Source organism: Burkholderia sp. L-4, from assembly GCF_056856535.1.
Genome location: NZ_JBXEOX010000001.1, coordinates 2,053,828 through 2,075,888, shown reverse-complemented (window position 1 = coordinate 2,075,888; position 22,061 = coordinate 2,053,828). Strand labels below are relative to the sequence as shown.

Sequence of the window (22,061 nt, the reverse complement as noted above, 5' to 3'; positions counted from 1 at the left end):
TCACACTCCGTTCGACCCGTACCTTGCCCGTTCTCCGCACCGTTTCGCGTGTCGGCGCGACGCAGCGTTACTGATACAATTTCCCGATGACCTATCAAGTTCTCGCACGCAAGTGGCGTCCGAAGGATTTCGCTTCGCTCGTCGGCCAGGAGCACGTCGTCAGGGCGCTCACGCACGCGCTCGACGGCGGGCGTCTCCATCACGCCTATCTGTTTACCGGAACCCGCGGTGTCGGCAAGACGACGCTGTCGCGGATCTTCGCCAAGGCGCTCAACTGTGAAACCGGCGTCACGTCGCAGCCCTGCGGCGTGTGCCGCGCCTGTCGCGAGATCGACGAGGGCCGTTTCGTCGACTACGTCGAAATGGATGCCGCGAGCAACCGCGGCGTCGACGAGATGGCCGCGCTGCTCGAGCGCGCGGTGTACGCGCCCGTCGATGCGCGCTTCAAGGTCTACATGATCGACGAAGTGCACATGCTGACGAACCACGCGTTCAACGCGATGCTGAAGACGCTCGAAGAGCCGCCGCCGCACGTCAAGTTCATCCTCGCGACGACCGATCCGCAGAAGATTCCCGTCACCGTGCTGTCGCGCTGCCTGCAGTTCAACCTCAAGCAGATGCCGGCCGGGCACATCGTGTCGCATCTCGAGCGGATCCTCGGCGAAGAGCGCATCACGTTCGAGCCGCAGGCGCTGCGCCTGCTCGCGCGTGCGGCGCAGGGCAGCATGCGCGATGCGCTGTCGCTCACCGACCAGGCGATCGCCTATTCGGCGAACGAAGTGACCGAGTCGGCCGTGTCGGGCATGCTCGGCGCGCTCGACCAGACTTACATGGTGCGCCTGCTCGACGCGCTCGCGGCCGGCAGCGGCCCCGAAATCCTGACGATCGCCGACGAAATGTCGCTGCGCAGCCTGTCGTTCTCGACCGCGCTGCAGGATCTCGCGAGCCTGCTGCACCGGATCGCGTGGGCGCAGTTTGCGCCGGGATCGGTACTCGACGAATGGCCGGAAGCGGCCGACCTGCGCCGCTTCGCGGAGACGTTGAGTCCCGAGCAGGTTCAGCTGTTCTATCAGATCGCGACGGTCGGTCGCGCGGAGCTCGGTCTCGCGCCGGACGAATATGCCGGTTTCACGATGACGCTGCTGCGGATGCTCGCGTTCGAGCCGGCTGTTGCCGCCGGCGGTGCGCCGGGCGGCCAGCCGTCCGTGCCGCGTGCCGTGCCCGCTCCGCGCGCTGCCGCGGCATCGGCCGCTGCGGCGAAGCCGGTGTCGGCTGCGCCCGCCGAGGCGGCGCGTCCGCCGGCTGCGGCGGCTGCGCCGATCGTACCCGCCGCGCGTCCGGCGCCGGCTCGATCCGGCGAAGAAGCCAGCCCGCCGGCCGCGAAGCCGGTTGCCGTTCAGGCGCAGGCGCCTGCGCCGGTCGACGCACCTGTCGTCGAAACGCAGCCGGCTGGAACGGATGCCGCGCAGCAAGCGGCGCCGGCCAGCGACGTGCCGCCACCCGCCCGCAACGAACCCGAGCCGCCCGCGGCCGGCGTCGCTGCGGTTGCATCGCGAATCGAGGAGCCGGCCGCACCGGCCGCGCCGGCACCGCGCGCTGCGTCGCCGGAACCGGCTGCCCGTCCGGCCGCGCGCGCAGGCGGTGCCGCCGCCGCGCTCGACGTGCTGCGCAATGCAGGAATGCGCGTGTCGTCCGATCGCGGGCGTGCGGGCGCCGCGCCGAAGCCGGTCGCCCAGCCGGTCGTCGAAAAGCCGGCCGCGCCGCGTCCCGCCGTGCAGGTGCCGACGCCGCGTGCTGCCGCCCGTGCGCCGCAGGCTGCCGATGCGCGCCCGACGTCGCCGCCGTGGGAGGACATCCCGCCCGACGACTACGTGCCGCTCAGCGCCGACGAGATGTTCGGCGGCCCTGACGACGGCTTCGTGCCGGTGTTTGACAGCGGCCCCGACGATGTGCGCGTGACGCCGAAGCCGGCGGAAGCGCGTCCGTCCGCGCCGGTCGACACGCGCCCGTTGCCGCCCGCGATCGCGCTGGATCCGGTCGGTTTCGACGGCGAATGGCCGGCGCTGGCCGCGCGCCTGCCGCTGAAGGGCGTCGCGTACCAGCTCGCGTTCAACAGCGAACTGACGGCCGTCGATGCGACCACCCTGAAACTTTCGGTGCCGGTGCCGCAGTACGCGGACGCTGCGCAGGTGGCGAAGCTGAAGGCGGCGCTGGCCGATGCGCTCGGCAAGCCGGTCGAGGTAGCCGTCGAGGTCGGGCCCGCGCGGCGCACCGCGGCGGCGCTCGACGCGGCCGCGCGCGCGGCACGCCAGCGCGAGGCCGAGCAGGAGATTCACGGCGATCCGTTCGTCCAGCAGCTCGTGCGCGACTTCGGTGCGCGCATCGTCGACGGCTCGATCCGTCCGCTCGCCGATTCGGCGCCGGACGGCGTGCCGCCGACGCTGCATTGAACTGACCGCCCCGCGACAGGCACAATCACGCCCCGCACACATTGGCCGGCACGCGCCGCGTGCCGGTTTTCACACGATCAAGAAGGAGTATTCCCATGTTGAAAGGCAACCTCGCCGGACTGATGAAGCAAGCGCAGCAAATGCAGGAAAACATGAAGAAGATGCAGGAGCAGCTTGCGCTGATCGAAGTCGAAGGGCAGTCGGGCGCCGGCCTCGTCAAGGTGACGATGACGTGCCGCAACGAAGTGCGTCGCGTCGCGATCGACCCGAGCCTGCTCGCGGACGACAAGGACATGCTCGAGGATCTCGTCGCCGCGGCGTTCAACGACGCGGTGCGAAAGGCCGAAGCGACGTCGCAGGAAAAGATGAGCGGCATGACGTCGGGCCTGCCGCTGCCCCCGGGCTTCAAGCTGCCGTTCTGAGCGCGGCGTCCGTGCCACCGTTTGCCGCCGTATGAAACAGCCGTCCGCCCTGTCCGCTCTCGTCGAAGCGTTGCGCGTGCTGCCCGGTGTCGGGCCGAAATCCGCGCAGCGCATGGCGGTCCACCTGATGCAGCACGACCGCGAGGGCGCGGAGCGGCTCGGCCGGTCGCTGCTGTTCGCGACCGAGCACCTGCAGCACTGCGAGAAGTGCAACACGTTCACCGAAGCGCAGATCTGCGAGGTCTGCAGCGACGAGGAGCGTGATCCGACGCTGCTGTGCGTCGTCGAGACGCCTGCCGATCAAATCATGCTCGAGCAGACGATGACGTACCGCGGGCTGTATTTCGTGTTGATGGGGCGACTGAGCCCGCTCGACGGGATCGGCCCGAAGGAAATCCATTTCGACCGCCTCGTGCGGCGCGCGTCCGACGGTGTCGTCAAGGAGGTCGTCCTCGCGACCAACTTCACGAACGAGGGCGAAGCCACCGCCCATTACCTCGGCCAGACGCTGAAGGCGCGCGGCCTCGCGGTCACGCGTCTCGCGCGAGGCGTGCCGGTCGGCGGCGAGCTCGAATACGTCGACGCGGGCACCATCGCCCGCGCGATGCTCGATCGCCGCACGATGTAAGCCGGGCGCCGCCGGCAGGCGGCGCCGTTCCTCATGCCAGGGAGACACATGAGCACCACCCAGGGCCCGCTCGCGGGCGTCAAAGTGCTCGAATTCGGAACGCTGATCGCGGGGCCGTTCGCGTCGCGGCTGTTCGCCGAATTCGGCGCGGAAGTGATCAAGATCGAGGATCCGAACGGCGGCGACCCGCTGCGCAAGTGGCGCAAGCTCCACCCGGAGCAGGGCGGCACGTCGCTGTGGTGGTCCGTCCAGGCGCGCAACAAGAAATCGGTCACGCTCAACCTGAAAGCCGACGCCGGCAAGGCGATCGCGCGTCAGCTCGCGAGCGAGGCCGACATCGTGATCGAAAACTTCCGTCCGGGCCTGCTCGAGAAGCTCGGGCTCGGCTACGACGTGCTGTCGGCCGACAACCCGGGCCTCGTGATGGTGCGCCTGTCCGGCTACGGTCAGACGGGCCCGTACCGCGACCGGCCCGGCTTCGGCGCGATCGCCGAATCGATGGGCGGGCTGCGTCACATCACCGGTTATCCCGATCTGCCGCCGCCGCGCATCGGCATCTCGATCGGCGATTCGATCGCCGCGCTGCACGGCGTGATCGGCGCGCTGATGGCGCTCCATCACCGCAAGGTCAACGGCGGCGCGGGGCAGGTGGTCGACGTTGCACTATACGAGGCCGTCTTCAACATGATGGAAAGCGTGGTGCCCGAATACGGCGTGTACGGGATGGTGCGCGAGCGCACCGGCGCGTCGCTGCCGGGCATCGTGCCGTCGAATACCTATGCGTGCCGCGACGGCAGCATCGTGATCGGCGGCAACAGCGACCCGATCTTCAAGCGGCTGATGAAGGCCATCGAACGCGACGACCTCGCCGACGATCCCGCGCTTGCGCAAAACGACGGGCGCGTGCCGCGTACGCAGGAGATCGACGACGCGATCGCCGCGTGGCTCGCGCCGCGCACGATCGACGAGGCGCTCGTCGTGCTCAACGCGGCCGACGTGCCGGCCGGGCGCATCTACAGCGCCGCCGACATGTTCACCGATCCGCAGTTCGTCGCGCGGCAGATGATCCAGCGTTTCAAGCTGGCCGACGGTACCGACATTCCGCTGCCGAACATCACGCCGAAGCTGTCGGATACGCCGGGTGAAACGCGCTGGCTCGGGCCGGAACTCGGCGAGCATACGGACGAGGTGCTGCGCGGCCTCGGCTACGACGCGCAGGCGATCGCCGCGCTGCGCGAAGCGGGCGCGATCTAGGGGAAGCGCCCGCGGACCTGTCGCGTCGCGCCAGATCCGCGACGGGACGGCTTTCGAGAAGGAAAACCCGGGGCAGCCACGCGTTTTCCCGGGCATGCGGAAGGCCGCCGCGCAATGCGGCGGCGCACCGTGCGCGCATGCGTGCCCCGTCCGTCCGCGCTCGCCGGACTGTCGCTCTCGCGCCATCTTTCCTCGGTTACAATCGCCGGATGCGAATCCTACTCAGCAACGACGACGGCTATCTTGCCCCCGGTCTCGCCGCGCTCAGCGAAGCGCTGCAGCCGCTGGGCGAGCTCACGGTGATCGCGCCCGAGCAGAACTGCAGCGGCGCGTCGAATTCCCTCACGTTGTCGCGGCCGCTGTCGGTGCAGCGTGCGGCGGGTACGGGTTTCTTCTACGTGAACGGCACGCCGACCGATTCGGTGCACGTCGCGTTGACGGGGATGGCCGGCGCGAGGCCGGATCTCGTCGTTTCCGGAATCAACAACGGCCAGAACATGGGCGAAGACACGCTCTATTCAGGGACAGTTGCGGCCGCCACCGAAGGCATCATGTTCGGCGTGCCGGCCATCGCCTTCTCGCTGGCCGACAAGGGCTGGGCCCATCTGGCGGACGCCGCGCGCGTCGCCGCGGAAATCGTCGAGCACTACCTCGCGCATCCGCTGCCGGGCAACCCGCTGCTGAACGTCAATATTCCGAACCTGCCGTACGACGCGCTGAAGGGCTGGCAGGTCACGCGCCTGGGCAAGCGTCATCCGTCGCAGCCGGTGATTCGCCAGACCGACCCGCGCGGCGAGCCGGTCTACTGGATCGGCGCGGCGGGCGCGGCGCTGGACGCGAGCGACGGCACCGATTTCCACGCCGTCGCAAACGGTTTCGTGTCGATCACGCCGCTGCAGCTCGACCTCACGCATACGCAGATGCTGCCCGCGACGCGCGAATGGGCGCGCGCCGGAGGGCGGGCTTCATGAGCGGCGAGCGCGCGAAGCGGTTTCCGCTCGCGCTCGAAGATCTCAAGCGAGCGCCACGCAAATCGGAAGGTCGGACCGGTGAACGCCATGCGGCGGGCGCGGTGTCGAAGGCGGCCGACAAGCCCGCTGCCGTGCTGAAACCGGTTGCGGTAAAGCCCGCTGCCGGGCGGTCGGCGTTGCCCGGTCCCGTCGCCGCGAAGCCCGCGACCGCGCCGAAGCCGACCGCGCCGAAGCCCGCGATGCCGAAACCGGCTGCGCCGAGCGTCGCGCCGGCCGGCGCGTTCGCGCTCACGTCGGAACGGGTGCGCGAGCGGATGGTCGAACGACTGCGCGTGAACGGTGTGACCGACGCGCGCGTGCTGGACGCGATGGCCGCGGTGCCGCGCCACATGTTCGTGGATCCGGGGCTCGCGACGCAGGCCTACGAGGATTCGGCGTTGCCGATCGGCCACCAGCAAACCATTTCCAAGCCGTCGGTCGTCGCGCGCATGATCGAGCTCGCGATGGCCGGCCGCACACTCGAGCGCGTCCTCGAGATCGGCACGGGATGCGGCTATCAGGCCGCCGTGCTGAGCCACGTGGCACGCGACGTGTATTCGATTGAACGCATCAAGCCGCTCTACGAGCGCGCCAAGCTGAACCTGCGGCCGCTGCGCGTGCCGAACATCCGTCTGCACTACGGCGACGGGCGTGTCGGCCTGCCGTCCGCGGCCCCGTTCGACGCGATCGTGATCGCGGCGGCGGGGCTCGACGTGCCGCAAGCGCTGCTCGAGCAGCTCGCGATCGGCGGGCGGCTCGTCGCGCCGGTCGGCGCGCAGAGCGGGCAGCACCAGGTGCTCACGCTCGTCGAGCGCGTCGCGCACGCGCAATGGCGAGAGTCCCGGCTTGATCGCGTTTTCTTTGTCCCTTTAAAATCCGGAGTGATTTGAAACCGATGAGTATGTTGCGCGCGATGCAAAACAACCGATCCAGGGAACCGCTCACGCTCGCCCAGCGCGCGATCTGTGTGGCTGCGCTCTCCACGCTACTGGCCGCCTGTGCGACGCGGCTCGACAACGCGCCTGTCGTCGATCGCTCCGGCTCGCTCGGCACGACCGGCGCCGCGCAGCCCGCGGTGCCGCTCGGCCCGCCGCCGCCGGGCTTCTACCGCGTGAAACCGGGCGACACGCTGTACCGGATTGCGCTCGAGAACGGGCAGAACTATCGCGACATCGCGTCGTGGAACAACCTGGCGAACCCGAACCAGATCGAAGTCGACCAGTTGCTGCGCGTGGCGCCGCCGGGCGGTGCCGCCGTTGCGGGCGCACCGGCCACCGCGCCGATCGCGGGTGCGGCCGTGGCGACCGCGCCGCTGAGCAGCGGTCCGGCCACGCCGGCCGCCGGCACGTCGTCCACGCTCGCGACGCCGCCGGCCGCGGCGACCGGATCCAGCGATACGGCGGCGGCTCCGAGCGGCCCCGTGACGTTCGCATGGCCCGCCCGCGGCCCCGTGCTGAACGGGTTCGACGACGCGAAGAACAAGGGTGTCAATATCGGCGGGTCCGCCGGCGAGGCCGTGAAGGCGGCAGCGGACGGCCGCGTCGTTTACTCCGGCAATGGTCTGCGTGGTTACGGCAACCTCATTATCATCAAACACGATGCAACTTACCTCACGGCGTATGCACACAATCGCGCTTTGATGGTAAAAGAGGGGGACGCGGTAACGAAGGGGCAGAAGATCGCCGAGATGGGTAACAGCGACGCCGACCGCGTGATGCTGCATTTCGAGGTTCGCCGGCAGGGTAAGCCTGTCGATCCGCTGAAGTATTTGCCGCCTCAATAACCGAGACGACCATGCCGAAATCGAAGCGCCGCGAGCCGCAAGCCGAATCTGAGAAGATCAGTCGTGCCACGCAAGCATCGGTGGGGCGAGCTGGTGCTTCGACGGACGACGAGGACGATATCGCGGACAACGAGCGCGATATCGAGGCACGCGACGCCGAGGTGGACGGCGGCGACGACGAGCGCGAAGGCCGCCCGGAAGCATCGCCCGATGTCGACGATTTCCGCACGCTGCTGCAGGCCGAGCTCACGGCCGACACGATCCAGCATTACCTGAACCGAATCAGCGTGAAGCCGCTGCTGACCGTCGAGGAAGAGCAGCGCTATTCCCGCCTGGCGAAGGCCGGCGAATTCGAGGCGCGGCAGGTGATGATCGAGCGCAACCTGCGTCTCGTCGTCAGTATCGCGAAGGGGTATCTGAACCGCGGCGTCCCGCTGCTCGACCTGATCGAGGAAGGCAACCTCGGCCTCATGCACGCGATCGAGAAGTTCGACCCGACGCGCGGGTTCCGTTTCTCGACCTATGCGACGTGGTGGATCCGGCAGAGCATCGAACGGGCGATCATGAACCAGGCCCGCACGGTGCGCCTGCCCGTGCACGTGATCCGCGAGCTGAACCAGGTGCTGCGCGCGAAGCGCCACCTCGAAAAGAATTCGATGTCGACGGGCGAGGCGGCCGAGCGCCGCGAAGCCAGCATCGACGACATCGCCTATCTCACCGGCAAGACCGCCGAGGAAGTCACCGACATCCTCGCGCTCAACGAGCATACGGCGTCGCTCGACGCGCCGCTCGACCTCGATCCCGCGAGCAGCCTGCTCGACCTGTTGCCCGACGACCAGAGCCAGTCGCCCGATGCCGAGGTGCAGCACCGCGAGCTCGAGACGCTGACGCGCGCATGGCTGTCGCGTCTGTCGGACAAGCATCGGCACGTGATCGAACGCCGCTTCGGCCTGAACCACATCGAACCGGCGACGCTCGAGGAGCTCGCCGACGAGATGGGGCTGACGCGCGAGCGCGTGCGGCAGATCCAGCAGGAAGCGCTGGTGCGCCTCAAGCGGTTCTTTGCCTCCAACGGCGTGCGCAAGGACGCCGTTCTGTAACCGATGACTCCGATTCTTGTTTTTGACATCGAGACGATTCCCGATGTCGACGGCATTCGCCGTCTGGAAGACCTCCCTGCAACGCTCGACGATGCCGCGGTGGCGGAGCATGCATTCGCCGCGCGCCGCGAGAAGACCGGCAGCGATTTCCTGCCGCATCACCTGCAGCGGATCGCCGCGATCTCGTGCGTGTTCCGCGACAACAACGGTTTTCGCGTGCGCTCGCTCGGCACGCCGCAGGACAACGAAGCGACGCTGATCCAGTCGTTCTACCGCGTGATCGAGAAATACACGCCGCAGCTCGTGTCGTGGAACGGCGGTGGCTTCGACCTGCCGGTGCTCCATTATCGCGCGCTCGTGCACGGTATCCCCGCGACCCGCTACTGGGATCTCGGCGAGGACGACCGCGAATTCAAGTGGAACAACTACATCTCGCGCTATCACACGCGGCATACCGACCTGATGGACGTGCTCGCGATGTATCAGGCGCGCGCGAACGCGCCGCTCGACGCGCTGGCGAAGCTGTGCGGCTTTCCGGGCAAGCTCGGGATGGACGGCAGCCAGGTGTGGCCGGCGTTCCGCGATGGCCGGATCGACGAAATCCGCAACTATTGCGAAACCGACGTCGTCAACACCTATCTGCTGTACTGCCGGTTCCAGTTGATGCGCGGCGGCCTGACACCGAGCGAGTATGCGGACGAGATCCTGATCCTGAAGAATGCGCTCGCGCTCGAGCCGGCGCCGCACTGGGTCGAGTACCTGGCCGGCTTCGACGCGTAGCGCGGGCGGCCGGCGCCGCAATCGGCGCGGTCAGGCCAGCTCGAGCAGCACGGGCTGATGGTCGGACGCGCGCACGTCGCCGTCGATCTCGCAATACATGACGCGCGGCAGCAGCGTCTCGGTCACGAATACGAAGTCGCACGCGAGCGGCCCTTCCGGCCATTGCGCCGTATCGTGGACGCCGGCCGTCGGTGGCGGCGCGCGGCCCGGGTGTCGCGCGACCCATGCGTCGACGAAGCGCGGCGCGTCCGCGATCGGGGCCAGGAAGCGCCGGTACGCGTCGCTGTCGAATGCGCTGTTGAAGTCGCCGCAGACGATCGCATCGCACGGCTGGCCGGTCGCGCTGAACGGTCCCTCGGCAGTCTCTGCCGGCGCCGGGTGTTTCGCGTGCGCGCAGGCCTCGCGATGCCGGCCGCGCAACGCATCGACCTGTGCGAGCCGCTGGCGCGCCGAATAATATTCCAGATGGGTCGTCACCACGCGCAGCGCGCCGAAGGGCGCCTGCAGTTCGACGTCGAGCGCGACGCGCGGCATCGACGGCGCGCCGGCGTCGGCCGGCCACGGCAGCCACTGGCGCAGCACGCGCCCGACCGGCAGCCGCGTCGCGATCGCATTGCCGAACTGGCGGCGCGATGCGCCCGGTTCGATTGCCGGCAGATCGGCGCCGATCGCTTCGATGATCGTGTAGCCGGGCAGCCGCGCCGCGAGTTCGGCGAACTGGTCGGGGCCCGGCTGCCCGGGCAGTGCGCCGAAGCCGCGCGTGACCTCCTGCAGGCACAGCACGTCGAAATCGCCGAGCCGCCGGATCGTCGAGACGGTGCGGGAAAGGTCGACGACGCCGTCCGCGTCCCGACCCCATTGGATGTTCCAGTCGATCAGTCGCATGGTCGAATCTCCTGCCGGTTGGGCGTCGGGCGTCAGGGCCGCGCCCTCGCGCGTTCCAGTGTCTTGCGCGCCCGTGGGCCGTGGGCTGTCAGCCGGCTGCGCGAGTTTCGGCGCCATGCAGGGCCGTCCCTGATCGAGTATCGACGGTCGCGCCATCCAAAGCGGGCGGTACGGGCCTTCGTCGTCTACAATCTCGCCTTCTTCAACGTTTGTCAGGAAAAGCTGGTGTCCGAAGCCGTCCCCACTTCTGCGCGCAAATCGAAAAATGCGCCCGTCGCGCCCGGGCCCGCCCCGGTTCTCGAGATCGAATCGCTCGACATGGAAGCGCGCGGTGTCGGCCGCACGATCACCGAGGACGGCGAGCCGGGCAAGGTCATCTTCGTCGAGGGCGCGTTGCCGGGCGAACGCGTGACCTATTCGAGCTACCGCCGCAAGCCGAGCTACGAGCAGGCGACGGTTGTCGATATTCTGCGCCCGAGCGTGATGCGCACGCAGCCGAAATGCAAGTTCTTCGGTACCTGCGGCGGCTGCTCGATGCAGCATCTCGACATGCGTGCGCAGGTGGCGGTCAAGCAGCGCGTGCTCGAGGACAACCTGTGGCACCTGGCGAAGCTGCGCGCGGAAACGATGTTCGCGCCGATCCACGGCCCGTCGTGGGGCTATCGCTATCGTGCGCGGCTGACCGTGCGCAACGTGGCGAAGAAGGGCGGCGTGCTGGTCGGGTTCCACGAGAAGAAGAGCAGCTACGTTGCCGACATGACGAGCTGCGAAGTGCTGCCGCCGCACGTGTCGGCGATGCTGGTGCCGCTGCGCCGGCTCGTCGAGGGGCTGTCGATCCGCGATCGGATGCCGCAGATCGAGCTGGCGGTCGGTTCGCAAGTCACGGCGCTCGTGCTGCGCGTGCTGGAGCCGATCAATGCGGACGATGAAGCGCTGCTGCGCGCGTTCGCGGACGAGCACAAGGTGCAGTTCTGGCTGCAGCCGAAGGGCCCGGACACGGTGACGCCGTTCTATCCGCTCGACGTGCCGCTCGACTACACGCTGCCGGAATTCGGCATCCGCATGCCGTTCAAGCCGACCGACTTCACGCAGGTCAATCATCAGATCAACCGTGTGCTGGTGGGGCGTGCGCTGCGCCTGCTGGCGCCGTCGCGCGAAGACCGCGTGCTCGACCTGTTCTGCGGCATCGGCAACTTCACGCTGCCGCTCGCGCGGCTGTCGCGCGAAGTGATGGGCATCGAGGGCAGCGACACGCTGACGACGCGCGCGCTCGCGAATGCACGCGAAAACGGTGTCGACGGCCACACGACGTTCGCGTGCCGGAACCTGTTCGAGGTGACGGGCGACGACCTCCGCGCGCTTGGCGCCTTCGACAAGTTCCTGATCGACCCGCCGCGCGAAGGCGCGCTCGCGGTGTCGAAGGCGCTGGCCGAGATCGCGCAGAGCGGCGCAGGCCCGCTGCCGAAGCGCATCGTCTACGTGTCGTGCAACCCGTCGACGCTTGCACGCGACGCGGGCCTGCTGGTGCACGAGGCCGGTTACCGGCTGAAGGGCGCCGGTGTCGTCAACATGTTCCCGAATACGTCGCACGTCGAATCGATCGCGCTGTTCGAGCGCGACTGAGCCGGGCGGCGGGCGTAAAAAAACCGGCCCGAAGGCCGGTTTTTTCATGGGGTCCCGCGAACGTCAGTTGCGGTTGCCGCCGAAGATGCCGAGCAGGGCGAGCAGGTTCGTGAACACGTTGTACAGGTCGAGGTAGATCGCGAGCGTGGCCGAGATGTAGTTCGTCTCGCCGCCGTTCACGACGCGCTGGACGTCGAACAGCATGTATGCGGAGAAGATCGCGATCGCGAGCACCGACACGGTGAGCATCAGCGCCGGCAGTTGCAGGAAGATGTTCGCGACCGACGCGAGCAGGATCACGATCACGCCCATGAACAGCCACTTGCCGAGGCCCGAGAAATCGCGCTTGCTGACGGTGGCGATCGTCGCCATCGCGGCGAAGATGATGCCGGTGCCGCCGAACGCGAGCATGATCAGCGACGGGCCGTTCGAGAAGCCGAGGATGAAGCTCAGCAGCCGCGACAGCATCAGGCCCATGAAGAACGTGAAGCCGAGCAGCACGAACACGCCGGCCGCGCTGTTTTTCGTCCGCTCGATCGCGAACATGAAGCCGAACGCGATCGCGAAGAACGCGAGCAGGCTCATCATCGGGCTCGTGGCGGCGAACAGCGAGAAGCCCGTCGCGACGCCGACCCAGGCGCCCAGCACGGTCGGCACCATCGACAGCGCGAGCAGCCAGTACGTGTTCCGCAGCACGCGGTTGCGCACCTCGGCGGTGCTGACGGAACCGCCGCGGCCGAAATTGTACGGATAGTCGTTCATGGTTTCTCCTAACATTGAACGCGTGAGCGTCCGGGGCCGGTTCGGCGCACGCGGTGTGCGGCGCAGCAAACCGGAGCAGCTATGGCTAAGATACGTTCCGTGCCGGGAGGTTTCAATGGCCGTGCGGCAGAAAACATATGGATTCGGAACCTTTCACGTGTGTAAGGGTTCAATCGCAATGATACACGGGATCGTGCTACAATAGCGGATTCATTTGAACCTGTAACTTCTTAATTTTTTGGAGTTTTTATGGCAATCGAGCGCACCCTGTCGATCATCAAGCCGGATGCGGTGGCAAAGAACGTGATCGGCCAGATCTACAGCCGTTTCGAAGGCGCCGGCCTGAAGATCGTCGCATCGCGCATGGCACATCTGTCGCGTGCTGACGCAGAGAAGTTCTACGCGGTTCACGCAGCGCGTCCGTTCTTCAAGGACCTCGTCGATTTCATGATCTCGGGCCCGGTGATGATCCAGGTTCTGGAAGGCGAAGGCGCGATCCTGAAGAACCGCGACCTGATGGGCGCGACGGATCCGAAGAAGGCGGAAAAGGGCACGATCCGCGCCGATTTCGCCGACAGCATCGACGCGAACGCCGTTCACGGCTCGGACGCTGCGGAAACGGCAGCGGTCGAAATCGCGTTCTTCTTCCCGGAAATGAACGTTTACTCGCGTTAAGCCCTGGCTGACAGCAAGTAGGCAGGATTCAGCGTACGCGGCAAGGCAGCACATCATGACGAGCGAAACTTCCGTCAATCTTCTCGACTTCGATGCCGAGGGTCTTGTCGCGTACTGCGGCAGCCTGGGCGAGAAGCCGTTCCGCGCCAAGCAGTTGCAGCGCTGGATCCACCAGTACAACGCCGGCGATTTCGACGGCATGACCGATCTCGCGAAGTCCCTGAGAGAAAAGCTCAAGGGCCGCGCGTCGATCGTGATGCCCGAGATCGCCAGCGATCACGTTTCCACCGACGGCACGCGCAAGTGGCTGATCGACGTCGGAAACGGCAATGCGGTCGAAACCGTATTCATCCCGGAAGAGACGCGCGGCACGCTGTGCGTGTCGTCGCAGGCCGGATGCGCGGTCAACTGCCGCTTCTGTTCGACGGGCAAGCAGGGCTTTTCCCGCAACCTGTCGACAGCCGAAATCATCGGCCAGCTCCGCATGGCCGAATTTGCATTGCGAGCGTCGCTGGGCCGCGCGCCTGGCCCGAACGGCAAGGCCGAACGGGTCGTCACCAACGTGGTGATGATGGGCATGGGCGAGCCGCTCCTGAATTACAGCGCGGTCGTGCCCGCGATGCGGCTGATGCTCGACGACAACGCGTACGGCCTGTCGCGCCGCCGCGTGACGCTGTCCACGTCCGGCGTGGTGCCGATGATGGATCGCCTCGGCGCCGAGTTGCCGGTCGCGCTGGCCGTTTCGCTGCACGCGCCGAACGATGCGCTGCGCGACGAGCTGGTGCCGCTCAACAAGAAGTATCCGCTTCGCGAGCTGATGGCTGCATGCCAGCGCTATCTGAAAGTCGCGCCGCGTGACTTCATTACATTCGAATACTGCATGCTGGACGGCGTCAACGACACCGAAGCGCATGCGCGCGAACTGCTGGCCGTCACGCGCGACGTGCCGTGCAAGTTCAATCTGATCCCGTTCAATCCGTTTCCGGAATCGGGCCTCATCCGCTCGAAGCCGGAGCAGATCAAGCGCTTCGCGCAGGTCCTCATCGACGCGGGTGTCGTCACGACCGTGCGCAAGACGCGCGGCGACGACATCGATGCCGCGTGCGGTCAGCTGGCCGGCGCGGTGAAGGACCGCACGCGCCTGGCGGAGCGAACGGGCGCAGCAGGAAAAATCATCGAAGTTCGGGCAGTTTGACGGGGGCACCTGGCCGGGGACGCCCGAACCCTTTGGCGGTGCAACACGCGAATAGCGATCGGTCGCGGCGCCTCGGCGCCGCGCATGGTATGGACAGTTGCGGGTGTCGGCCGGCAGGGCCGGCGGCGCCCGCCAGTGAAGAAGAATCGACGCGAGGACAAGGATGAGTGAGCCGCAGCCGACTAACGGCGCAGAGACGAATGCCGCGAAACCGGCACCGGCGGGACTGGAATCGCTGGCGGCGGTCGGCAGCCGGCTGGCGCAGCTTCGGGAGACGAAGGGCTGGTCGGTCGACGACGTATCGGCGCGACTCAAGGTCGCACCGCAGAAGCTCCGGGCGCTCGAGGCCGGCGACATCAGCCATCTGCCCGGTGTGACGTTCGCGCTCGGTGTCGTGCGCAGCTACGCGAAGATGCTCGGCGTCGATCCGGAGCCGTTCGCGCAGGCGTTGCGCCGTGAGCGCGGGGTGCCGGAAGTCGACCTGTCGATGCCCGCGTCGTCGGGGACGGATCTGCCGCGCGGCCGCGTGTCGATTCCGCTGGGCGGATCGTCGCGTCATCATCCGTGGCTGTGGGGAACGGCGATCGTCGTCGTCGCGGTGGTCGCCGTACTGATGTGGCACACTGGCGGCGATTCGTCGGGCCTGCTCGCGCGCCTGAAGGGCAATGACGCGGAGCATGCGTCGGCGGCGAGCGCCTCGGCTGCCTCGCCGGCGGCTGCCGAAGAGGCGGCCGCGAGCGGCGCGTCGACCGTCTCCGCCAACGACGTTCCGGCCCCGGCGGCGGCATCCGCGGCGCCGGCGCAGGCAGTGGCATCCGCTGTCCCGGCGCCCGTGGCGACGGCCTCGGCATCGCAGCCGGTCGTGGTCGCGGCGGCGGCGAGCGCCGCCGTGCCGGTCCAGCCGGCGAGCGTCGCGGTCGCGGCAGGCCAGTCGATGATCGAACTGAAGGTCAAGCAGGATTGCTGGTTCAGCGTGCGCGACAAGAACGGCAAGGAGCTGTTCTCGGCGCTGGTGCGGGCCGGCGAGACGAAGCAGGTCGCCGGCGACGGGCCGTTCAAGGTCACGATCGGCAACAAGGCGGGCCTCGACGCAGTCGCGTTCGACGGAAAACCTGTCGATCCGGCAAAATATTCGGCAGCGCGGGGTAATGTGGCACGGTTCACGTTGCCCTGACGTCAAGCGCCGTGGCGAAGGCCTGTCGTCGATCTCGGCAGGCCGTGAGGGCACGGCGCTTTTTCAATTCATGCGCCGTGTCGCGGCGCATTCCGCGTAAATGGATCTATCGATGCAATCCGAAGCTCAATCCCCACGCAGCAGTCAGATTTGTTCAACCGAGCCGGTGTTCGGCGGGCATCAGCCGCGCCGCGTATCGCATGCGGTGGATGTCCGCTGGGGCGGGCAGCTCGTGACGATCGGCGGCGACGCGCCGGTGCGCGTGCAGTCGATGACGAATACCGACACGGCCGACGCGATCGGCACGGCGATCCAGATCAAGGAACTCGCGAACGCGGGCTCCGAACTGGTGCGCATCACGGTCAACACGCCCGAGGCCGCGGCCGCCGTGCCGGCGATCCGCGAGCAGCTCGACCGGATGGGCGTGACCGTGCCGCTCGTCGGCGATTTCCACTACAACGGCCACCTGCTGCTGCGCGACTACCCGGGCTGCGCGGAGGCGCTGTCGAAGTACCGGATCAACCCCGGCAACGTCGGCCAGGGTGCGAAGCGCGATACGCAGTTCGCACAGATGATCGAGGCCGCAGCCAAGTACGACAAGCCGGTGCGGATCGGCGTGAACTGGGGCAGCCTCGACCAGGATCTGCTCGCGCGCATGATGGACGAGAACGGCGCGCGTTCGCAGCCGTGGGACGCGCAGAGCGTGATGTACGAGGCACTGATCCAGTCGGCGATCGGCTCGGCTGAACGGGCGGTCGAACTCGGCCTCGGCCGCGACCGCATCGTGCTGTCGTGCAAGGTCAGCGGCGTGCAGGACCTGATCGCCGTGTACCGCGAGCTCGGCCGCCGCTGCGGCTTTGCGCTGCACCTCGGGCTGACCGAGGCCGGCATGGGCTCGAAGGGCATCGTCGCGTCGACGGCCGCGCTCGGCGTGCTGCTCCAGGAAGGGATCGGCGACACGATCCGCATCTCGCTGACGCCGGAGCCGGGCGCGTCGCGCACGGGTGAAGTGATCGTCGGCCAGGAAATCCTGCAGACGATGGGCCTGCGTTCGTTCGCGCCGATGGTGATCGCGTGCCCGGGCTGCGGCCGCACGACGAGCACGCTGTTCCAGGAACTCGCGATGCAGATCCAGACCTACCTGCGCGAGCAGATGCCGGTCTGGCGCAAGGCGTATCCGGGCGTCGAGAAGATGAACGTCGCGGTGATGGGCTGCATCGTCAACGGTCCGGGCGAATCGAAGCACGCGAACATCGGCATCAGCCTGCCGGGTTCGGGCGAGAACCCGGCCGCGCCCGTCTTCATCGACGGCGAGAAGGTCAAGACGCTGCGCGGCGAGCGGATCGCCGAGGAATTCCAGCAGATCGTCAGCGACTACGTCGCACGCAATTACGGCCGCACCGAGGCCCTGAACTAATTCGTCCACACACACGAACGATGACTGAACAGAAACGCAAGATCGAGAAGCTCACCGGCGTCAAGGGCATGAACGACATCCTTCCGCAGGATGCCGGCCTGTGGGAGTTCTTCGAAGCAACCGTGAAATCGCTGCTGCGCGCATACGGCTACCAGAACATCCGCACGCCGATCGTCGAACACACGCAGCTCTTCACGCGCGGCATCGGCGAAGTCACCGACATCGTCGAGAAGGAGATGTACAGCTTCACCGACGCGCTGAACGGCGAGAACCTGACGCTGCGCCCGGAAAACACCGCGGCCGTCGTGCGCGCGTCGATCGAGCACAACATGCTGTACGACGGCCCGAAGCGCCTGTGGTACATCGGCCCGATGTTCCGTCACGAGCGTCCGCAGCGCGGCCGCTACCGCCAGTTCCATCAGGTCGGCGTCGAGGCGCTCGGCTTCGCGGGTCCCGATGCGGATGCCGAGATCATCATGATGTGCCAGCGCCTGTGGGACGACCTCGGCCTGACCGGCATCAAGCTCGAGATCAACTCGCTCGGCCTGGCCGAAGAGCGCGCCGCGCACCGCGTCGAACTGATCAAGTACCTCGAACGGTTCGCCGACGTGCTCGACGAGGACGCGAAGCGCCGTCTGTATACGAACCCGCTGCGCGTGCTCGACACGAAGAATCCCGCGCTGCAGGAGATCGCGCAGAACGCGCCGAAGCTGATCGACTTCCTTGGCGAGGCATCGCGCGCGCACTTCGAAGGGCTGCAGCGCCTGCTGCTCGCGAACAACATTCCGTTCAAGATCAACCCGCGTCTCGTGCGCGGCCTCGATTACTACAACCTGACCGTGTTCGAGTGGGTGACCGACAAGCTCGGCGCGCAGGGCACGGTCGCGGCCGGCGGCCGCTACGATCCGCTGATCGAGCAGCTGGGCGGCAAGCCGACCGCCGCGTGCGGCTGGGCGATGGGCATCGAGCGGATTCTCGAGCTGCTGAAGGAAGAGGATCTCGCGCCCGAGCAGGAAGGCGTCGACGTGTATGTCGTGCACCAGGGCGAGACCGCGCGCGAACAGGCGTTCATCGCGGCCGAGCGCCTGCGCGATACGGGCCTCGACGTGATCTTCCACTGCAGCGCCGACGGCGCGACGGCAAGCTTCAAGTCGCAGATGAAGCGGGCCGACGCGAGCGGCGCCGCGTTCGCGGTGATCTTCGGCGAAGAAGAAGTCGCGAACGGCACGGTGGGCGTGAAAGCGCTGCGCGGTGCGGGCGCGGACGGGGAAAAGAACGTTCAGCAGACCGTACCGGTCGAAAGCTTGACCGAATTCCTAATCAATGCGATGGTTGCATCCGCCGAAGACGGCGACGACTGATCGCGCTGGCGTTCGCTCGACAAGAAAGGCCTGAACAGGAAGGAATCGCTCGCCGATGAGTTATCACGACGAACAAGAATCGATTGAAAGTCTCAAGGCGTGGTGGGCCCGCTGGGGCAACCTCACCACGTGGATCGTGCTCGCGGCGCTCGTCGTCGCGGCCGGTTTCAACGGCTGGAACTACTGGCAGCGCCGTCAGGCTGCCGAGGCGTCCGGGCTGTACGAGCAGGTCCAGAAGGCCGCCGCCGCGAACGACAAGGCGACGATGGCCCGCGCGGCCGCCGACATGGAAGACAAGTTCGGCAGCACGCCGTATGCACAGATGACGGCGCTCACGGCCGCGAAGACGCTGTATGCGGCCGGCGACGCGGCGGGCGCGAAGGCGCAGCTGCAATGGGCGGTCGATCACGCCAAGGACGACGAGTACAAGCAGATCGCGAAGCTGCGCCTCGCGTCGCTGCTGCTCGACGAAAAGGCGTACGACGCGGGCCTCACGCTGCTGTCGGGCACGCCGGTCGAAGCGTTCAAGGGCCTCGTGGCCGATCGCCGCGGCGATCTGCTGGCCGCGCAAGGCAAGACCGACGAGGCGCGCGCCGCTTACAAGCTCGCGCTCGACGGCCTGTCGAAGGACGACCAGTCTGCGCGCCAGCTCGTGCAGTTCAAGCTGGACGCGCTCGGCGGCTGAATCGCGGTCCCCTCAACCTCTTAACTTCTGCTTCGCTAACCGATGAATTTGCTGAAACGTTACGCTGTGCCCGTCGCCTGCGCGGCGGCTGTCCTCGCATTGGCGGCCTGCTCGTCGTCGAAGGACGCGCGCCGCGTGCCGACGCCGCTGACCGAGTTCAAGCCCGTCATGGACGTGCAACAGGTCTGGAAGGCAAGCGTCGGCAAGGGCGGGCGCTACCTGTTCTCGCCGGTGGCCGTGGGCGACGCCGTTTATGCGGCGGGCGAAAACGGTTCGGTCGAGAAGATCGATGCGAAGACGGGCCAGACCGTCTGGCGCGCGAAGGTCGGCTCGGACCTGTCGGCCGGGGTCGGCAGCGACGGCAACCTGACCGCGGTCGGCGCGCTGAAGGGCGGCGTGTTCGTGCTGGGTCCGGACGGCAAGCAACTGTGGAAGACCAGCGTGCAGGGCGAGATCTTCTCGCCGCCGCTCGTCGGCAACGGCCTCGTGATCGTCCGCACGATCGACGGCCAGGTGATCGCGTTCAACGCGCAGACGGGCGAGCAGAAGTGGAACTACCGCAACCGCGCGGTGCCGCTGAACCTGCGCGTGTCGGCCGGCATGACGTTCGCGGGCGACGCGGCGGTGCTGGCGGGCTTCCCGGGCGGCGGTCTCGTCGCGATCAACCTGCAGACGGGCGAGCCGTTCTGGCAGACCCCGGTTTCGTTCCCGAAGGGCGTGACCGAGGTCGAGCGCATCAACGACGTCAGCGGCCCGCCGACGCTCGTCGGCGCGGAAGCCTGCGCGGTGACGTTCCAGGGGCAGCTCGGCTGCTTCGACGCGAACTCGGGCCGCCCGCTGTGGGAAAAGCCGTTCTCGAGCCGCAGCGGTCTGGCGCAGGACGATTCGGTGGTCGCCGGCGGCGACGACTGGTCGGTCGTGACGGCGTACGACGCGGCGTCCGGCAACCAGCTGTGGCGCAACGACAAGCTGAAGAGCCGTGACGTCGGCGTGCCGTACCTGCTCGGGCACGCGGTCGTGATGGGCGACTACAAGGGCTTCGTGCACTTCCTGTCGCGCGAAGACGGCAGCTTCATCGCGCGGATGAAGACCGACGGCAGCGCGATTACGGCGGCGCCGGTCCTCGCGGGCAATACGCTCGTCGTGCAGACGAAGGACGGCGGCCTGTACGGATTCCGTCCGCGCTGATAAGCAGGAGACACGTGTGGCCGCGGCGCGGCGGGCTTGTCCCGCGCGCCCCGGCCGTGCAGCATGAAGGCGGCCGGTGCTCCCGGCCGCTCGGTATTTGAAAGGCAGTTCGAGACGAAAGACGACGGCGCGCAACGCGCGCCCGGCGCGCGCATCCGGCGCGGCGCGAATTCGTGATATTTTCATTCAGCGCAGCCGCCCGCAGCAGCGGGCCTCCCGCTGCTGCGCATCACCGTAGAAAACACAGATGAAACCGGTCATTGCCCTCGTTGGGCGCCCCAATGTGGGGAAATCCACGCTGTTCAACCGGCTCACGCGCTCGCGCGATGCGCTGGTCGCCGACCTGCCTGGCCTGACGCGCGATCGCCATTACGGCGAAGGGCGCGTCGGCGAACGGCCGTACCTGGTCGTCGATACGGGCGGCTTTGAACCCGTCGCGAAGGACGGCATCCTGCACGAGATGGCGCGCCAGACGCGGCAGGCCGTCGAGGAAGCCGACATCGTCGTGTTCATCGTCGACGGCCGCAACGGGCTGGCGCCGCAGGACAAGTCGATCGCCGACTACCTGCGCAAGACCGGCCGGCCGATCTTCCTCGTCGTCAACAAGGCCGAGGGGATGCGGTACACGGCGGTCGCGGCCGACTTCTACGAGCTCGGGCTCGGCGACCCGCGCGCGATCTCGGCCGCGCACGGCGACGGCGTGACCGACATGATCAACGAGGCGCTGGCGGTGGCTTACGCCGACCGTCCGGAGGAAGAGGACGAGAACGACCCGTCGCGCGGCATCAAGATCGCGATCGTCGGCCGTCCGAACGTCGGCAAGTCGACGCTCGTGAACGCGCTGATCGGCGAGGATCGCGTGATCGCGTTCGACATGCCGGGCACGACGCGCGATTCGATCTACGTCGACTTCGAGCGCAACGGCAAGAAATACACGCTGATCGACACGGCCGGCCTGCGCCGCCGCGGCAAGGTGTTCGAGGCGATCGAGAAGTTCTCGGTCGTGAAGACGCTGCAGTCGATCTCCGACGCGAACGTCGTCATTCTTCTGCTGGATGCGCAGCAGGACATTTCCGACCAGGACGCGCACATCGCCGGCTTCGTCGTCGAGCAGGGCCGTGCGCTCGTGATCGGCGTCAACAAGTGGGACGGCCTCGACGAGCACGCGCGCGACCGCGCGAAAGCGGATTTGACCCGCAAGCTGAAATTCCTCGATTTCGCGAAATCGCACTTCATTTCGGCCGCGAAGAAGACGGGCATCGGCGCGCTGATGCGCTCGGTCGACGACGCGTACGCGGCGGCGATGGCGAAGCTGCCGACGCCGAAGCTCACGCGCGCGCTGATCGAGGCCGTCGAATTCCAGCAGCCGCGCCGTCGCGGCCCGGTGCGTCCGAAGCTGCGCTACGCGCACCAGGGCGGCCAGAATCCGCCGCTGATCGTCATCCACGGCAACGCGCTCGACGCGGTCACGGAAACCTACAAGCGCTACCTCGAAAACCGGTTCCGCGAAACTTTCTCGCTGACCGGGACTCCATTGCGCATAGAGTTCCGTTCGTCGAACAACCCGTACGCGGACAAGGGCTGACGCACGCCTGTCATGCGTCCCGCAAGGGTAGGCCGTAAGGCCTGCGCGGCGGGCGGGGCAGGCAAAATCAGCTATAGTGTAGCG

The 22,061-nt window shown here is 67.4% G+C and carries 20 protein-coding genes; 18 read left to right on the top strand and 2 right to left on the bottom strand.

The features are described from left to right. Nucleotides 1-86 precede the first annotated feature (86 nt). The 9 genes from AC1VVG_RS09600 to AC1VVG_RS09560 all read left to right on the top strand — a co-directional run bounded on the left by AC1VVG_RS09600 (nucleotide 87) and on the right by AC1VVG_RS09560 (nucleotide 9,427). Nucleotides 87-2,450 carry a DNA polymerase III subunit gamma/tau gene (locus AC1VVG_RS09600; protein WP_482835563.1) on the top strand — a complete coding sequence of 788 codons (2,364 nt, stop codon included), beginning with the start codon at nucleotides 87-89 and terminating at the stop codon, nucleotides 2,448-2,450. Between the two features lie 95 nt (nucleotides 2,451-2,545). Beyond that, complete coding sequence (locus tag AC1VVG_RS09595) at nucleotides 2,546-2,872, top strand: YbaB/EbfC family nucleoid-associated protein (protein ID WP_014896896.1); 327 nt, start codon at nucleotides 2,546-2,548, stop codon at nucleotides 2,870-2,872. A 31-nt stretch (nucleotides 2,873-2,903) separates the two neighbouring features. Further along, entirely contained in the window at nucleotides 2,904-3,500 is a 597-nt protein-coding gene (recR, locus tag AC1VVG_RS09590) for a recombination mediator RecR (RefSeq protein WP_006478665.1), read from the top strand. A gap of 48 nt (nucleotides 3,501-3,548) precedes the next feature. After that, on the top strand, nucleotides 3,549-4,754 hold the full coding sequence (locus AC1VVG_RS09585; protein WP_034188646.1) for a CaiB/BaiF CoA transferase family protein: 1,206 nt from the start codon (nucleotides 3,549-3,551) through the stop codon (nucleotides 4,752-4,754). Between the two features lie 209 nt (nucleotides 4,755-4,963). After that, nucleotides 4,964-5,725, top strand: coding sequence for a 5'/3'-nucleotidase SurE (gene surE / locus AC1VVG_RS09580; protein ID WP_034188645.1), 762 nt, complete (start codon nucleotides 4,964-4,966; stop codon nucleotides 5,723-5,725). Next, nucleotides 5,722-6,654: a protein-L-isoaspartate(D-aspartate) O-methyltransferase gene (locus tag AC1VVG_RS09575; RefSeq protein WP_482835562.1), complete on the top strand. Its 933-nt coding sequence runs from the start codon at nucleotides 5,722-5,724 to the stop codon at nucleotides 6,652-6,654. Before surE ends, AC1VVG_RS09575 begins: the two co-directional genes overlap by 4 nt. Before the next feature lie 5 nt (nucleotides 6,655-6,659). Then, the gene (locus tag AC1VVG_RS09570; protein WP_049028267.1) at nucleotides 6,660-7,547 is read left to right on the top strand and encodes a peptidoglycan DD-metalloendopeptidase family protein; all 888 of its coding nucleotides are present in this window, start codon (nucleotides 6,660-6,662) and stop codon (nucleotides 7,545-7,547) included. Between the two features lie 11 nt (nucleotides 7,548-7,558). Continuing rightward, nucleotides 7,559-8,647, top strand: coding sequence for an RNA polymerase sigma factor RpoS (gene rpoS, locus AC1VVG_RS09565; protein ID WP_482835561.1), 1,089 nt, complete (start codon nucleotides 7,559-7,561; stop codon nucleotides 8,645-8,647). A 3-nt stretch (nucleotides 8,648-8,650) separates the two neighbouring features. Beyond that, nucleotides 8,651-9,427 (top strand): 3'-5' exonuclease, encoded by a 777-nt coding sequence (locus AC1VVG_RS09560; protein WP_482835560.1) that lies wholly within the window; start codon nucleotides 8,651-8,653, stop codon nucleotides 9,425-9,427. 30 nt (nucleotides 9,428-9,457) lie between these two features. Here the strand turns inward: AC1VVG_RS09560 and AC1VVG_RS09555 are convergent, their stop codons facing one another. Next, on the bottom strand, nucleotides 9,458-10,312 hold the full coding sequence (locus AC1VVG_RS09555; protein WP_482835559.1) for an endonuclease/exonuclease/phosphatase family protein: 855 nt from the start codon (nucleotides 10,310-10,312) through the stop codon (nucleotides 9,458-9,460). Nucleotides 10,313-10,630: 318 nt separating this feature from the next. On the opposite strand from AC1VVG_RS09555, the gene rlmD reads away from it, so the two are divergent. Continuing rightward, nucleotides 10,631-11,935: a 23S rRNA (uracil(1939)-C(5))-methyltransferase RlmD gene (rlmD, locus tag AC1VVG_RS09550; RefSeq protein WP_367190220.1), complete on the top strand. Its 1,305-nt coding sequence runs from the start codon at nucleotides 10,631-10,633 to the stop codon at nucleotides 11,933-11,935. Nucleotides 11,936-11,998: 63 nt separating this feature from the next. On the opposite strand, the gene AC1VVG_RS09545 is transcribed toward rlmD, so the two are convergent. Then, nucleotides 11,999-12,697 (bottom strand): Bax inhibitor-1/YccA family protein, encoded by a 699-nt coding sequence (locus AC1VVG_RS09545; RefSeq protein WP_006761414.1) that lies wholly within the window; start codon nucleotides 12,695-12,697, stop codon nucleotides 11,999-12,001. 249 nt (nucleotides 12,698-12,946) lie between these two features. Here AC1VVG_RS09545 and ndk point away from each other — a divergent pair, with 249 nt between their 5' ends. The 8 genes from ndk to der all read left to right on the top strand — a co-directional run bounded on the left by ndk (nucleotide 12,947) and on the right by der (nucleotide 21,977). Further along, the gene (gene ndk, locus AC1VVG_RS09540) at nucleotides 12,947-13,372 is read left to right on the top strand and encodes a nucleoside-diphosphate kinase (protein ID WP_006478674.1); all 426 of its coding nucleotides are present in this window, start codon (nucleotides 12,947-12,949) and stop codon (nucleotides 13,370-13,372) included. 55 nt (nucleotides 13,373-13,427) lie between these two features. Beyond that, nucleotides 13,428-14,567: a dual-specificity RNA methyltransferase RlmN gene (rlmN, locus tag AC1VVG_RS09535; protein WP_006484457.1), complete on the top strand. Its 1,140-nt coding sequence runs from the start codon at nucleotides 13,428-13,430 to the stop codon at nucleotides 14,565-14,567. 163 nt (nucleotides 14,568-14,730) lie between these two features. After that, the gene (locus AC1VVG_RS09530) at nucleotides 14,731-15,741 is read left to right on the top strand and encodes a helix-turn-helix domain-containing protein (protein WP_482835558.1); all 1,011 of its coding nucleotides are present in this window, start codon (nucleotides 14,731-14,733) and stop codon (nucleotides 15,739-15,741) included. 112 nt (nucleotides 15,742-15,853) lie between these two features. Beyond that, on the top strand, nucleotides 15,854-17,158 hold the full coding sequence (gene ispG, locus AC1VVG_RS09525) for a flavodoxin-dependent (E)-4-hydroxy-3-methylbut-2-enyl-diphosphate synthase (RefSeq protein ID WP_034188974.1): 1,305 nt from the start codon (nucleotides 15,854-15,856) through the stop codon (nucleotides 17,156-17,158). 20 nt (nucleotides 17,159-17,178) lie between these two features. Further along, entirely contained in the window at nucleotides 17,179-18,519 is a 1,341-nt protein-coding gene (hisS, locus tag AC1VVG_RS09520) for a histidine--tRNA ligase (RefSeq protein ID WP_034188638.1), read from the top strand. 55 nt (nucleotides 18,520-18,574) lie between these two features. Then, entirely contained in the window at nucleotides 18,575-19,204 is a 630-nt protein-coding gene (locus AC1VVG_RS09515) for a tetratricopeptide repeat protein (protein ID WP_200086426.1), read from the top strand. Between the two features lie 42 nt (nucleotides 19,205-19,246). Then, complete coding sequence (bamB, locus tag AC1VVG_RS09510; RefSeq protein WP_034188636.1) at nucleotides 19,247-20,392, top strand: outer membrane protein assembly factor BamB; 1,146 nt, start codon at nucleotides 19,247-19,249, stop codon at nucleotides 20,390-20,392. A 247-nt stretch (nucleotides 20,393-20,639) separates the two neighbouring features. Then, nucleotides 20,640-21,977 (top strand): ribosome biogenesis GTPase Der, encoded by a 1,338-nt coding sequence (gene der / locus AC1VVG_RS09505; RefSeq protein ID WP_049029189.1) that lies wholly within the window; start codon nucleotides 20,640-20,642, stop codon nucleotides 21,975-21,977. Nucleotides 21,978-22,061 lie beyond the last annotated feature (84 nt).

Excerpts from the sequence above, each read along its gene's own strand:
- rpoS (WP_482835561.1), top strand. The coding sequence starts at position 7,559 with ATGCCGAAATCGAAGCGCCGCGAGCCGCAAGCCGAATCTGAGAAGATC.
- AC1VVG_RS09595 (WP_014896896.1), top strand. The coding sequence starts at position 2,546 with ATGTTGAAAGGCAACCTCGCCGGACTGATGAAGCAAGCGCAGCAAATG.
- AC1VVG_RS09515 (WP_200086426.1), top strand. The coding sequence starts at position 18,575 with ATGAGTTATCACGACGAACAAGAATCGATTGAAAGTCTCAAGGCGTGG.
- AC1VVG_RS09560 (WP_482835560.1), top strand. The coding sequence starts at position 8,651 with ATGACTCCGATTCTTGTTTTTGACATCGAGACGATTCCCGATGTCGAC.
- AC1VVG_RS09555 (WP_482835559.1), bottom strand. The coding sequence starts at position 10,312 with ATGCGACTGATCGACTGGAACATCCAATGGGGTCGGGACGCGGACGGC.
- der (WP_049029189.1), top strand. The coding sequence starts at position 20,640 with ATGAAACCGGTCATTGCCCTCGTTGGGCGCCCCAATGTGGGGAAATCC.
- AC1VVG_RS09545 (WP_006761414.1), bottom strand. The coding sequence starts at position 12,697 with ATGAACGACTATCCGTACAATTTCGGCCGCGGCGGTTCCGTCAGCACC.
- AC1VVG_RS09585 (WP_034188646.1), top strand. The coding sequence starts at position 3,549 with ATGAGCACCACCCAGGGCCCGCTCGCGGGCGTCAAAGTGCTCGAATTC.
- bamB (WP_034188636.1), top strand. The coding sequence starts at position 19,247 with ATGAATTTGCTGAAACGTTACGCTGTGCCCGTCGCCTGCGCGGCGGCT.
- surE (WP_034188645.1), top strand. The coding sequence starts at position 4,964 with ATGCGAATCCTACTCAGCAACGACGACGGCTATCTTGCCCCCGGTCTC.
- AC1VVG_RS09530 (WP_482835558.1), top strand. The coding sequence starts at position 14,731 with ATGAGTGAGCCGCAGCCGACTAACGGCGCAGAGACGAATGCCGCGAAA.
- hisS (WP_034188638.1), top strand. The coding sequence starts at position 17,179 with ATGACTGAACAGAAACGCAAGATCGAGAAGCTCACCGGCGTCAAGGGC.
- ndk (WP_006478674.1), top strand. The coding sequence starts at position 12,947 with ATGGCAATCGAGCGCACCCTGTCGATCATCAAGCCGGATGCGGTGGCA.
- ispG (WP_034188974.1), top strand. The coding sequence starts at position 15,854 with ATGCAATCCGAAGCTCAATCCCCACGCAGCAGTCAGATTTGTTCAACC.
- AC1VVG_RS09575 (WP_482835562.1), top strand. The coding sequence starts at position 5,722 with ATGAGCGGCGAGCGCGCGAAGCGGTTTCCGCTCGCGCTCGAAGATCTC.
- rlmD (WP_367190220.1), top strand. The coding sequence starts at position 10,631 with ATGGAAGCGCGCGGTGTCGGCCGCACGATCACCGAGGACGGCGAGCCG.
- rlmN (WP_006484457.1), top strand. The coding sequence starts at position 13,428 with ATGACGAGCGAAACTTCCGTCAATCTTCTCGACTTCGATGCCGAGGGT.
- AC1VVG_RS09570 (WP_049028267.1), top strand. The coding sequence starts at position 6,660 with ATGAGTATGTTGCGCGCGATGCAAAACAACCGATCCAGGGAACCGCTC.
- recR (WP_006478665.1), top strand. The coding sequence starts at position 2,904 with ATGAAACAGCCGTCCGCCCTGTCCGCTCTCGTCGAAGCGTTGCGCGTG.
- AC1VVG_RS09600 (WP_482835563.1), top strand. The coding sequence starts at position 87 with ATGACCTATCAAGTTCTCGCACGCAAGTGGCGTCCGAAGGATTTCGCT.